A 13,824-nucleotide genomic window follows, 5' to 3' on the forward strand; every position below is an offset into this window, starting at 1 on the left:
TTGGTTTTGTTTAATATTTATCGATATTTTATTAACACAAAAAGTAATTTGAATATAAATAGTTCTAAGAGTAGAAAATAAAATCAAAACATAAATTTACCGAATAAGGCTAAAATGTCCTTTTTGCTCACTTTCTTGCCCAATTAATGCTTTAAACCAGTAATCATCTTCTGGCATAGGTTTCCCATTGTATGAGCCATCCCAATGTTCGTCCCCTTGTAATTTTCTTAATAATGTACCATATCGATCATAAATATAGGTCTGTACTTCGTTATCTATTATACCTAGTGGTTGCCAGAAATCATTCATACCATCGCTATTAGGAGAGAAATATTTAGGAAAACCTATAAGAGCAATTTGTTCGTTAACGATCCCGCAGCCATTAATTTCGGTTATTTTAATTTGATGTATACCTGGGGAAATATTATAAAAGTATCCATTTGATTGATCAGTCATATCATCTAAGCTAAATGTATAGCCAGATTCATTTGCGGTTTCAAAAAAGATATTATAAGAGCCATCATTATTAAGTGCTGTTGAATACTCATATGAAATGGTTTCAGTTCTATCTAAGAAGCTAATAATAATTTCTGAAGTTAAAACTTCGCAATTTTCATTAGAAATATGATAAGTATAAGTCCCCTCTTCGTTGGTTTGAGGATCAAAAATACCATTTGGTAAACTAGGCTCCCAATAACCATTGGAGTCTGGATTTCCCTCTAAGTAATCTACCAATCTAAATGCTTCTTCATATTGACATATAGAGATATTAGTATCTAAACCAGGTTCTGGCTGGGGCTCAAAATTAATTTCAATAATAGCGGTTTGGCTAATACAATAATTATTTACTGTATAAGCGTAAATGCCTTCAGAATCTAAGGATGGATCAAAGACAGAGGAGTTAGAAGCTAAATTTGGGCTCCATGTACCACCACGCTGCGCATCCTTTCCCAAATAATTAAATAGATCAATAGCGTTACCTTCCTGGCATAAATTAATGCTTGCATCATTACCTGCGCTTAGTGTAAATGCTTCCTGGAAGTCGTAAATTCCATTGTTGTCTTCATCTAATGGAGTTGTATAGCCAGTTGTTTCATTTATAATTAAACCATCTTCATCTACAGTATCTGGAGAATTTCCTAATGTTCCGTTGTCATCATCATCATTAAAACCAGCTTCGAGAACATCATAACAACCATCATTATCACTGTCCAGATCTCGCTTATCTGGACTACCGTCATTATCTGAGTCACGATCAAGAATACCATTATCTTCAATGATATCTGGTATTCCATCATTATCATCGTCCAGATCTATATCATCTGGAATACCATCATTGTCAAAATCTGGTAAACAGTTAGATTCAATTTCCTGTCTTGTACTACATTCAGAAGGATTATTCAATATTTCAACGTCATCATAAACTCTGTTATTAGCCAATAAATTACATATAGCTGAACAATCTGTTAATTCCTGATTATTAGAAACTATTAATCCAAGATTTCCAAAGTTATTACTTACTGCATTTAAGTTTTCTAGCCCCGTTAGTGCGGCCAATCTGTTATTATTTTGAATTATAAGAGCTCTATCTATTTTTTCCAAGTTATAGAATCCACTTATCTCTGGTAGTTCTGGATTTCCCGTAATTACCATATTGCCATAAACACGTTGTAAATTATTAAATCCTGTAAAAACAGTTAATTCAAGCGATTCTGTAATTTCAAAATCACCTCCGCCTAAACTGCCAATGCTTTCTAATTTATTAAAACCTTCTATTTCATTAATACCAGTTCTATTTATAAATAGATCATTCCCAATGTATTTTAATTCTGAAAATAAGCCAATTCCATGTGGATAATCCCTAATAACCAGGCTACCTTTTATATATTCTACTTTATTGAAGGCCTGGTAAATCCTTAATGCCAAACCTAAATCATCCATTATAAGACTTTCTTCAACAAATTTTAAATTTTGAAAGGCATCAAGGGACATCCCAAGATTGTTTAAATCTATTGTGTTTACTTTTTCAAGTTTATTGAAACCGTCAAAATAGCCACTTATTCTATCTATATTGATATTACTTACCTCGGTCAATTCGTTAAATGAATTGACATGTCTAAGTAAATTGTTGTTGATAATATTAAGATCACCATTAATTTTAGAAATTGAAAGCTCTGTGGTTAGATCTTCAATATTGGTATTGCTAATTGTAAGGTCTCCTTTAATCTCTTCTATATTTTGAAGCGGAGTTAAATCGGTAACTAAGCTGGAGATACTAAGATTAGCATTTATAATTGTACAATTAGGGTAATTATTTTGAAACTGGATCAATTCACTTTGCGAATTAATCGTAACATTACCAATTGGGCATTGTGCTTCTAAATTTATACTAAAAAGTAGTATACCTAATGTAAAGATAACTGGCTTGAAAAGTTGGTTGAAATTACTCTTTTTCATCTTTAAATCAGTCTTGAAGACTCAAAATAGAACGATTTACCAGCCATTGGTAGCTATTTAAAAATAACTCTTTAAAATAGATATTTTTAACTGCTTTTTTAGTGGTTTTAGAATATTCTATTTGTCTAAAAACGGAACTACTGAATAATAAAAAGTACCTAATCAAGATAAAATTTCTCATGCCAGATCATGTAATTTGAGATTGTCCAAAATTAACTTTTAGGTATAAAAAATCAAGAATATCGACGAATTTTTTTATGCTTTTTTTAACACTAGTGTTAACTAAAAAAAATCCGAACTAAACATTAGTTCGGATTTTTAGAAATATATAATTTAGAATTTCAGTCTAAATCCTTGCAGCAGCTTCTTTATCTACATACCACATTAATTCTCCAGCAGGATCTATAATTTGAGAAGGATATTTTTCGATATTCTTTTCTCCTTTAATAACTTCAAAAAGAGCATCTGCTTTTTTAGCTCCAAAAGCTATAAATGCGACGCTTTTAGCCGAATTAATTAATGGTGCCGTTAAGGTTATCCTGTACATATCCTGTGGCTTTAAAAAATAAGCATCTACTTTTTTATCTTTTTCATAGATTACTTTTTCACCAGGAAATAAAGACGCCGTATGCCCATCATCTCCCATACCTAAAAAGATAAGATCGAAGGTTTTACCATCTTCTAAAACTTCATCCAAAATTGCCGAATATTCCTTAGCATATTCTTCTGCAGAAACACCGTCTTTATACATTGGGAAGATTTGCTCTTTTGGAATACTTACTTTATCAAGAAAATCTTTAAAGGCATTTCCCGCATTGCTACGATCATCTTCAATAGGAACCCATCTTTCATCACACCAAAAAACAAAAAGTTTATCCCATGCAACCTGTTCTTTAAATTCTGTAGTCAACAAATCATACATTCCGGCAGGTGAAGACCCTCCGGTTAATGCAACGGTAAATTTGCCATGCTCCTCTACAGCTAAATTTGCACGTTCTACAAAATGCTGAGCAGCAGCACGACTTGCTTCTTCTTTAGTTTGATAGATATTTAGCATTCTTCTTGTTTCTTTTCTTTTTTTCCACGTACGTTTATAGACCAAACATGACCTTGCTGTGCGATAAGTGCCTCTGCACTTTCTGGTCCGTAACTTCCTGCCTGATAATTAGGGAAATTAATTGAATCCCTGCTATCCCAAGCTTCCTGAACGGTTTTAATTACATCCCATGCTTCTTCAACCTGGTCTGATCGCATAAATAAGGTAGTATCTCCTAACATAGCGTCAAGCAATAAAGTTTCGTAAGCTTCTGGGGTATGCGTTGAACAGCTGTCATAATCGAATACCATTTCAGACGGATTCAGGTTCATTTCTAAACCTGGTTTTTTCGTCATAAAACGTAATCTTATATCCATTTGAGGTTGCAAGTTAATAGTAAGCTTATTCGGCATTATATTATTAGACTGCTCACCAGGAAATGCTGCGTGAGGTACAGGTCTAAATTGAATCGTAATCGAAGAGCTCTTTTCCTGCATACGTTTACCGGTTCTAAGGTAAAACGGCACATTTTGCCAACGCCAGTTATCAATGAAGAATTTTATAGCGGCATAAGTTTCTGTACTAGAATTTTCACTTACACCCTTCTCTTCACGATATCCAGGTACTTTTTCTCCTTCTACCCAACCTTCGCTATATTGGCCACGAACTGCATTTTTGCTAACTTCATCTGGTTTAATTCTACGTATGGCACGTAAAACTTCAACTTTACGATTTCTAATTTCTTCAGCATCTGCAGAGATTGGTGCTTCCATTGCCACCATACAAAGAATTTGTAAAAGGTGATTCTGGATCATATCACGAAGTGCACCAGAGCCTTCATAGTAACCACCGCGAGTACCAACTCCAACTTTTTCAGCAACAGTAATTTGTACGTAATCGATATAATTTCGGTTCCAAAGTGGTTCGAATAGCGCATTTCCAAAACGGAATGCAAGTATATTCTGAACGGTTTCTTTACCTAAATAGTGATCGATTCTAAAAATTTGCTTCTCATCAAAAGTTCTTTGAAGCAATTTATTTAATTCAATTGAAGATTCCAGATCGTAACCAAATGGTTTTTCGATTACCAGGCGATCTTTTTCAAGTTCTTCAACTAAATTCTGACTTTTTAAATTAGCCGTAATATCATCGATAAATTTAGGTGATACCGATAGATAAAATAATCTATTAGCACGTTCTCCCCATTCTTTATCAAGAGTCGTTAATTTTGAGTGTAAATCCTGGTAGGATTTCTCGTTGGTAATATCAGATTTAAAATAATGTATCGATTCTTCGAATTTCTTCCAAACTTTTGCATCTGGATCACGACGAGAAAATTCTTTTAATTTTTTATATAAATCCTTTCTATACGAAGCATCATCAAAATCTGATCTTCCTAATCCAAAAATGGCAAAATTATCTGCCATTCTATCATCTATATAAAGATTATAAAACGCAGGGATTAATTTACGGCTGGCAAGATCTCCTGTTCCACCAAATATAACAATGATCGTTGGGGCCGCTTTCTTTTCTGTCTTCATTTTAATTTTAAATTAATTGAGGCTTAATTCCATTCAGTATGAAAAACACCCTCCTTATCGGTACGCTCATATTTATGCGCTCCAAAGAAATCTCTTTGTGCCTGGATAAGGTTTGTTGGTAAAATTTCACTTCTGTAAGAATCAAAATAAGAAACTGTAGAAGTAAACACTGATGCTGGGATTCCTTTGTCGATAAAGGTTTTAACCACCTTACGTGCCGCAGCTTGTTTTTCTTCTAAAGATTTCCCTAAAGTTTCGTCTAATAAAAGGTTAGGTAATTCTGGAGATTTACTATAAGCTTGTCTAAAATCTTCTAAACAGGCCGCTCTAATAATACAACCACCTCGCCAGATCTTAGCAACTTCTTCAAGATTTAATCCATAATCATACTCTTTAGAGGCGATAGTTAGTTGCGCTAATCCCTGAGCATAAATATTAATCATGGCAAAATAAAAGGCATCAGTTAATTCAGCAAAAATTTCTTCTTCTGAAGTTTCTGAAACATCTGTCCATTTTAAACTTTTTGAAGCCTGTACGCGCTCTTCTTTATATTTTGAAATATCTCTCATTTCTACCGCAGCATTAATTGCCGGGATTGGCGCCTGGATGTCCATCGCATTTTGTGATGTCCACTTACCAGTTCCTTTAGCTTTTGCAGCGTCTGAGATATAATTTAGTAAAATACCTTTACCAGTAACTTCGTCTTCCTTTTTAAGGATTCCGGCAGTAATTTCAACTAAGAAAGAAGCTAATTCTGAATTATTCCATTTTTCGAATAATTGCTGAATTTTAGCATCTTCTACCCCGTATCCTCTTTTTAGCAGATCATAAACTTCAGCAATAAGTTGCATAATTGCATACTCGATACCATTATGAACCATTTTCACATAGTTTCCAGCAGATCCTTTTCCAAGATAAGTTACACAAGGTTCGTCATTTACTTTTGCAGCTACAGCTTCAAAAATTGGGCGAAGTCTTTCGTATGCTTCAGCATTACCGCCCGGCATCATACTTGGGCCAAAACGAGCTCCTTTTTCACCACCAGAGATTCCCATTCCGAAGAAATGAATTCCTTTTTCGGCAAGTTCATCCACACGACGGTTGGTATCTGGGAAATAAGAATTACCACCATCTACCAAGACATCACCTTCCTCTAAATAAGGTAAAAGCGATGCGATAGCCGAATCTACAGGTTTACCCGCAGGAACCAGTAACATAATTGCTCTTGGTTTACGAATTAGTCCGCAAAATTCTTCGGCAGAAGTTGTTCCTTTTATAGTGTGCTCTTCTGAAGCTTCTTTTTCCAGAGATGCAGCTTTTTCGGGGTCTAGATCCAGCCCGGCTACAGAAAATTTATGGTCGGCCATGTTAAGCAACAGGTTTCTACCCATTACTCCAAGTCCAACAATTCCAAAATCGAATTCTTTCATGATTCAGTTTTAGGTTCTTAACTATTCTAATTTAATTTAAAGTACTCTTTTTCTATATCTAAGACTTTATTCAGTCGTCTTACAAAACGTTCGTCTTTCTGAAATTCAGCATTCAAAAAGGCCAAAATGATTTCTAAAATAAGTGATGTTCCCAACACTCTACCACCAACGCAAAGCATATTCATATCATCATGTTCTACTCCCTGATGAGCTGAATAAGTTTCAGAAATTAAAGCTGCGCGAACACCTGGAAATTTATTAGCCGCTATGGAAACGCCAACACCGCTACCACAAACTGCGATAGCGCGGTCTATTTTCTTTTCACTAAGAGCTTTTGCTAATGGAGTAACAATATCTGGATAATCGTCGTCGCCTTGATATTTATAGGCACCAAAATCTTCTATATCGAAATTCTTTTCTTTTAAAAGTTCAAGCAACTTTCCTTTTTGTTCTAAGCCAGCATGATCTGCAGCAATTCCGATTTTCATGAAGTAAATCTTTTGGTTTTAATCATTTTGAACGATAAAATTAACTAATTAAATCTGTATGGTGGCAAGACAAAACCTTATAAAAATACTAAAACCTTTGAAATGTCTAAGTTATACCAGCATTTTAGAAAATTGTGCTACACTAAATATCGATTTTCGATGTTTTTAGCCTCAATTTATAAGTTGTAGTACACCAATTAGCGAAACGATACTGATAAAAATCCATATAAAAACAGCTAATATTACCGGTTTTATTCCTACCTGAATAAAGCTTTTATAATTTAAAGTGCTCCCAATTAAAAACAACACCAGCGTTAATCCAATTTTAGAAACCGAAACAATGCTTGGCGCCACAAATTCTATATTTGGGATATATGTATTGGCTATAATCGCTAAAATAAATAGGCCAATAAAATATGGAATCTTGATCTTTTTTAATTCGGTATGGCTGCTTAGTGCGAATAAAACAGAAACCGGTAAGATCCATAAAGCTCGGGCTAATTTTACAGTGGTTGCAATTTCTAAAGCTTCGTTGCCATAAACCTGTGCAGCACCAACAACCGAGCTGGTATCGTGAATGGCAATCGCACTCCAAATTCCAAATTGATGCTGACTCATATTAAAATAATGACCTAAAACCGGGAATAGAAATAATGCCAGACTATTTAATAAGAAAACACTCCCAATCGCAATAGAAATTTGTTTCGCATCGGCTTTAATTATTGGAGAAATTGCGGCAATGGCACTTCCACCGCAAATAGCAGTTCCAGAACTTATAAGTTTGGCTATTTTTTGATCGATTTTAAAGATTTTACCTATTAATATTCCTAGTCCGATAGTCAGACTTATCGATATAATGGTGAATAAAAATCCATCTTTTCCTGCAGCTAGAGCTTTGTCGATATTCATGCCAAAGCCAAGCCCGATAACCGATAATTTCAGCAACCAGTTTATGCTCGATTGTGTTTTTTCCTGAAATGGATTCTGAAAAAATTGCGCAAAAATAATTCCTGCAGCCAATGCAATTGGCGGATTCACCACCGGAAGCAAACAGGCCAGGCAAAGAATTAAAAATAAAACTGAAGTAATTGCAGGTTTCATAAACTGAATTTATACTTCAAAAGTAGTTTCAGTCTAGCTCGAAATCAAATGATAAATTATTATACTATATAACTAAAAGTTATAATGATGCTGTAGAAATTTTAAAAAGACAGCATTTAGATTAGAATGATGTCCTTGTTGCTGAATAAAAAAGAAATCCCGCTTAATTTGTAGATTTTCGATATCAACAATATAAAGATCGCCATGCTTCAATTCTTTTAAAACTGTATTGATACTTAAAAAACTACCGCTATGGCCATTAGATAGATAAGATTTTATACTTTCTGAACTTCCAAGCTCTAATTCAATATTTAGCTCTTCCATTTTTACATTTTCATGCTGAAAAGCTTTTAAGATCACTTCCCGAGTTCCCCAGCCTTTTTCTCGTAAAACAAGCGGAATATCTTTTAATTCTGAAATAGTGATCTGATTCTGCTTGGCCAATGGATGCGATTTATCTACCACAAGCACTATTTCGTCCTGCAAAAATGCTTGATAGGATAATTCCCTGTTTTTATATTGTCCTTCAATAAAACCAAGTTCAACCGAATTATTCATCACAGATTTTTCAACCTTCTCGGTATTCATATTCAATAAATGAATCCTGATTTTGGGGAATTTTTGATGGAATTTTGCTAAAACTTCCGGTAAGATATATTGTGCGATCGTGGTACTGGCGGCAATTCTAAGATTTCCTTCGTTTTTATCGATAAGCGAATTCATATCGAATTCGGCTTTCTCATATTGCTGAAAAATAAGTTTGCTATGGGAGAGTAAAAGCTTCCCGGCATCGGTAAGTGCAATGCTATTTCCCTTTCTTTTAAAAAGCTTTTGGTTAAAATGCGCTTCAATTTGCCGAATATGCCTGGTGACCGCCGGTTGCGTGATATGAAGATCTTCGGCTGCTTTAGAAAAACTAAGCCGTGATGCCACACTTTGAAAAACCTGTAGTTTAAAATCGAACATTATAATCAAATGTAATAATTATGTTCGAAAAATGATTGCGCTATTAAAAGTTATTACAAAAAAAAGCTCCCGATTTTATACAATATCGAGAGCTATTTTTATAATGCTTTAAGCTGAAATTGGTTATTTTTTCCAGGTATTATTTTCAGGAGTAGCATCCATCCAAATACCGCCTTCTAGTGTTACTGCTTCAACTTCTTTATCTGTTTTAATTTGTATTGAAAATTCATCTTCAGCATTTTCCCAAATTGTAGATTTTTGATGAATGTTTTTTGAACTTCCGTCAGCAAATGTCAGTTTTACATCAAAAGGAGCTGGCATTCCGCCAATATTGGCAACTAAAACTTCAACAGAATTATCATTTTGTGTTACCTTTTTAATTTCAAAATCAATATGGTTTGGCTCAAAATACCAACTATCCCAAAACCAGTTAAGGTCTTTTCCTGAAATATCATTGATGCTATAAAAGAAATCCCACGGAATTGGATGTTTTCCATTCCAACGATCCATATATCCCTGTAAAGCCTTTTTGAAGAGCTCGTCCCCTAACATATCTTTTAGTGCCAGGTAGCCAAGTGCTGCTTTTCCGTAGGAATTATTGCGATAAACAGGTCCGCTTAAAATATTAGATGGTGTGATAATAGGTACATCCTGTTCCATATTATCATCGCTGATCCATCTCTGCACTCTAAAACCTTTAAAACTTTCAATAGCATTTTCTTCTCCAAGATCTTCGATCCCAATTAGATGTTCTAAAGTTGTAGCCCAACCTTCGTCCATAAAACCAAATCTGGTCTCATTAGTACCCATATAAAACGGGAAATAAGTATGAGCAATTTCATGTTCGGCCACGAAACGCGCCAGTTCTGGCTCGCCATGAGAGTTATCGTTAACCATCATAGGATATTCCATATCGCCATGACCTCTTACCAAAGTAGACTTTGAATAAGGATAAGCAATCCCAGGATAGTGATGCGAAAACCAGTTTAAGGCATGTTGGCCATAGTTCACCATTTCGTGAAAATCTTCAGAAACATTATCATAAGCCGCCTGTACACTTACACGACGATTAGAAGTAGAATCTACCACAACACTTGCAGCATCCCAATTATATTCATTACTGATGGCAATCGCAACATCGGTAATATTAGAAACTTTCCATTTCCAGGTGTTGTTGCCGTCTTGGGTAATTTCTTTTTTCTGAAGATCCTCTGGAGTGGCGATGCGAATCACTTCGTCGCTTTGCATCGATTTTTCAAGTTTTTTCGCATATTTTTTCTGAAGAACTTCTTCAGCATTTAATAGATCTCCGGTAGACCAAACGATAAAATCTTCAGGAACATTTACGCTAATTTCATAATCATTAAAATCGTTATAAAATTCTTGCATCCCAAAGAAAGTCATGGTGTCCCATCCCATATAATCGTCGTAAACAGCCACGCGCGGATAAAAATAAGCCAGGAAAAAGGTATTTTCTAGAATAGCGCCTTCTCTCCCACTCTGTTTAGAAACGTCAAAATGCCAATCGATACTTAAAGATACACTTTCGCCAGGTTGCAATGGTGTATCCAGTTTTATCATTTTATTGGTACCATCGTTCTTGGAATTCCATTCCTTTTTGGTACCATTTTCTGAATAAGAATCAATTTCGATTCCGTTTGTCATATAATCTTCAGAAGCCTGTCCCAATCTTGCTGCACCAGGTTTGTGATTATTCAGAATTAATTTAAAATTTAGGGAATTTAAAGTATTCGGACTATTATTGGTATAGATAATTTCTTCGGAACCTTTTACTGTACGGCTTGGAGGATTTACCTGAAGATCAATCTTATATTTTGCCGAATTTTGCCAGTAATTTTTGCCAGGTTTACCGCTTTCACTTCTTGTTTCGTTCTCGTATGCTTTTTTTACATCTCTTGGAACATATAATTCTTGTCCAAAAGAAAAACTCCCCGTAAAAAGAGAAGCCAAACATCCTGCTATAAGGGATTTTCTCATTAAAATTCAATTATTTTTTGCCTAAAATAATAGTATAAAATTGAATTCATCCCTTTATTAAAATCTTTTCATTCAAACTGATGTTAAATGCAGGATTATCGATTTAGCAGGTTGTTTTTTTCGGATTTATCAATAAAAAGTGTTGTTCAATTTTATCGAATTTCAAAAGTCTTAAAAACATTAATAACCCTGCACACTTCAACCTTTCTTTAAATTAAGTTAATAATTTTAATGCTCCTAGGCTATTGATTAAATTACCAAAAAAGCGAGAAAAAGAAATGAAAAAAATTGCCATTATTGGTGGTGGCGCCTGTGGATCTGCAGCTTTGATTGAGCTTCTAATTCAGAGTAGAACTGCCAAATTAGAAAAAGAAGTTTCGTTTGTATTTATAGAACGAAGAGAAAAAGCAGGATATGGATTAGCGTTTGGATCTAAACAGCGTACACATATTTTAAATACCCAGGCCGATCTTATGGGAGTCTATGCCAATGAGCCGGCACATTTTGCAGAATGGCTTAAAGAACATGGCGGGAAATATCGTAGTGATGTAAAAAGTGAGAGCGATGAGGAAAATGCATATACCAGCCGAATACTTTACGGACATTATGTAGCTGAACAGCTTGAAAAAAATATCGAAATAGCCAATAAAAATGATATAAAGGTTGAAAGAATACAGGCAGAAGCTTTTGATATTGAGCGTTTAGAAAACGAAAAACTAGTTATTCATTTAACCAATAATAGCACTACTGAAGTTGATGAAGTTTTGTTAGCTCCAGGAACACCAAAGCCAAATACCTTTAAACAATTTAAGGATAATAAAAATTATATCGACTTTCCTTGGCCAACAAGCCGCTTAATCGAGAATACTGCGAAGAACGATCATGTTGGTGTTTTAGGAACCAGTTTAAGTGCTATTGATACGGTAATGAGTCTTGTAGATAATGGTCATAAGGGGAAAATAACCATGTTTTCTCCAGATGGAATGTTACCAAGAGTACAGCCAGATGAGAATAAAGATTTTGAAAGAAGATTTCTAACACTTGCTAATTTGCATCAAATAAAGCGAGAGAAAGGTCATGCACCAAGAGCCAAGGAATTATTCCGACTTTTTATTAAGGATGTTGAAGAAGCCGAAGGAAAAGCTATCGATTGGAAATCTTTAAATCGTGATTCTAAAGATCAACTGCCGTTACTAGAATATGATATTGAAATTGCAAAAAAAGGAGGCGATTCTTTATTGAATATGGCCTATTCAATGCGTTACGATACTTCAACTATTTGGAGTTGGATGAGTTTGCATGAGCAAATTATCTTTACAAAATGGTTGGGAAGGCATTGGACGATCACACGGCATGCAATTCCGCTTCATAATGCGAAACGATTGGCCAAGCTTATGAAAGAAGGCCAATTGCAAATTATTCCGCAGAACAATAAAGTTGAATTCCTGAATGATGAAAATTGCTTTGAAATTATCACAGGAAAAGATGGTGTGTTTAAAATTGACAAATTAGTAAATGCTACCGGAAGCGCAGGAAAATTAGAAGAAATGAATAATGTGCTTGTAGAAAATTTACTTAAGAAAAAGTACTTAAAACCACATCCCATTGGTGGCGCAGTTATTAATCCGCATACCATGCAATGTATCTCAAAAAATGGTGGTAGCCATATTTATGCGGTTGGTCACTTAGTAAACGGAATGTTGATGGATGTTAATGCCGTTTGGTTTAATGTAAAAACTATAGCGAGATTAGCTTCAGAAATAATATTTAAAACCACTACAGATGGAGACATTTAAGACACTTTATGTGAGCTTACTCCCCTATTTATGCTGTATCCCTATTGGTTATTTACTTAGTAAGCGAAACTGGATACCAAAATCTTGGATTCATAAACCGCTTTTATTTGTTTTACTACCAATTTTGGTAATCGATCATGTACTGGATGCGGGATTTTCGAATTTATTGATTTTAGCCATCGTTTCTTTTTTAATGGCATTTTTGATGGTTTTTCCTGCAATTTTAGTAGATAAGTCTATTGATAATTCTGGCGATGTAAATATTTTAAAAAGTGGTTTTTCTTATTTTAATGTTGCTTTCTTCGGAATCCCAACCGTGAAGTCACTTTTTGGTGATGATGCAGTTACAACACTTATTTGTATTTATGTAGGTACAGCACTTTACGGAAATATTATTGGATATATTCAGGTAGCGAAATCTAAATTTAGCACCAAACAGGCGATAATCGAGGTTTTAAAGGTGCCTTTTATTTACATCATTATACTAGCATTAGTTTTAAAAGCTTTTAAAGTTGAAACTCCACAGGCAGTAAAACCGGTGGTGGATGTAATAGGAACCGTAGTTTCTGTAATGGGAATGCTTATTATTGGTATGAATTTAACCAATATTAAATTTAAATCTCTAAACTGGGGATATTACGCAAAAGTACTGGGAATACGGGCAATTTCAGCTATAGTAATCACCGCTGTTTTAATGGGCTTAGAATATTGGCTTGTAGATGGATTAGAAAAGGAACAACGTCAGGTAATGGCGTTAATTCCGCTTTTTCCAATAGCAGCGAATTTGGCGGTTTTCGCATCATTTTTAAAATCTCAGGAAAAACAGGCAGCTTTGCTTATTGTTTTTTCAATGGTAATTTCGATGATTTTAGTACCAATAGGCGCTTTAATATTTGCTTAAATGAAAAAGAAGAGGAATTCTGCTTAATACGAAACCTACAGAGGAATATTGAAAAAACCTGATATTTTCAGAATATATTCGATTAAAAATTTATAGCTAAAATTCGATAA

10 protein-coding genes are annotated in these 13,824 nt (G+C 34.5%); 2 read left to right on the top strand and 8 right to left on the bottom strand.

Annotated elements, in window-relative coordinates; all coding sequences use genetic code 11:
• Window positions 1-96: 96 nt before the first annotated feature.
• The 8 genes from IIF7_RS05715 to IIF7_RS05750 all read right to left on the bottom strand — a co-directional run bounded on the left by IIF7_RS05715 (window position 97) and on the right by IIF7_RS05750 (window position 11,017).
• A complete protein-coding gene (locus tag IIF7_RS05715) occupies window positions 97-2,457 on the bottom strand; it encodes a T9SS type B sorting domain-containing protein (RefSeq protein ID WP_084840719.1) in 2,361 nt (786 codons plus the stop codon).
• 346 nt (window positions 2,458-2,803) lie between these two features.
• Window positions 2,804-3,514, bottom strand: a complete 711-nt coding sequence (pgl, locus tag IIF7_RS05720) for a 6-phosphogluconolactonase (protein WP_084840720.1) — start codon at window positions 3,512-3,514, stop codon at window positions 2,804-2,806.
• Window positions 3,508-5,034, bottom strand: a complete 1,527-nt coding sequence (gene zwf, locus IIF7_RS05725; protein WP_084840721.1) for a glucose-6-phosphate dehydrogenase — start codon at window positions 5,032-5,034, stop codon at window positions 3,508-3,510. The genes pgl and zwf overlap by 7 nt, the downstream gene beginning before the upstream one ends.
• Before the next feature lie 23 nt (window positions 5,035-5,057).
• The gene (gene gndA / locus IIF7_RS05730) at window positions 5,058-6,464 is read right to left on the bottom strand and encodes an NADP-dependent phosphogluconate dehydrogenase (RefSeq protein ID WP_084840722.1); all 1,407 of its coding nucleotides are present in this window, start codon (window positions 6,462-6,464) and stop codon (window positions 5,058-5,060) included.
• A gap of 26 nt (window positions 6,465-6,490) precedes the next feature.
• Window positions 6,491-6,952: an RpiB/LacA/LacB family sugar-phosphate isomerase gene (locus tag IIF7_RS05735; protein WP_084840723.1), complete on the bottom strand. Its 462-nt coding sequence runs from the start codon at window positions 6,950-6,952 to the stop codon at window positions 6,491-6,493.
• 171 nt (window positions 6,953-7,123) lie between these two features.
• Window positions 7,124-8,053 carry a YeiH family protein gene (locus tag IIF7_RS05740; protein ID WP_084840724.1) on the bottom strand — a complete coding sequence of 310 codons (930 nt, stop codon included), beginning with the start codon at window positions 8,051-8,053 and terminating at the stop codon, window positions 7,124-7,126.
• Between the two features lie 72 nt (window positions 8,054-8,125).
• On the bottom strand, window positions 8,126-9,019 hold the full coding sequence (locus IIF7_RS05745) for a LysR family transcriptional regulator (RefSeq protein ID WP_084840725.1): 894 nt from the start codon (window positions 9,017-9,019) through the stop codon (window positions 8,126-8,128).
• A 123-nt stretch (window positions 9,020-9,142) separates the two neighbouring features.
• Complete coding sequence (locus IIF7_RS05750; RefSeq protein ID WP_084840726.1) at window positions 9,143-11,017, bottom strand: M1 family metallopeptidase; 1,875 nt, start codon at window positions 11,015-11,017, stop codon at window positions 9,143-9,145.
• A gap of 278 nt (window positions 11,018-11,295) precedes the next feature.
• On the opposite strand from IIF7_RS05750, the gene IIF7_RS05755 reads away from it, so the two are divergent.
• Both IIF7_RS05755 and IIF7_RS05760 read left to right on the top strand, forming a co-directional pair.
• Window positions 11,296-12,813 (top strand): FAD/NAD(P)-binding protein, encoded by a 1,518-nt coding sequence (locus IIF7_RS05755; protein ID WP_084840803.1) that lies wholly within the window; start codon window positions 11,296-11,298, stop codon window positions 12,811-12,813.
• Entirely contained in the window at window positions 12,800-13,714 is a 915-nt protein-coding gene (locus tag IIF7_RS05760) for an AEC family transporter (RefSeq protein ID WP_084840727.1), read from the top strand. Before IIF7_RS05755 ends, IIF7_RS05760 begins: the two co-directional genes overlap by 14 nt.
• Window positions 13,715-13,824 lie beyond the last annotated feature (110 nt).

Source organism: Zunongwangia atlantica 22II14-10F7 (genome assembly GCF_002094855.1).
GTDB classification, from domain to species: domain Bacteria; phylum Bacteroidota; class Bacteroidia; order Flavobacteriales; family Flavobacteriaceae; genus Zunongwangia; species Zunongwangia atlantica.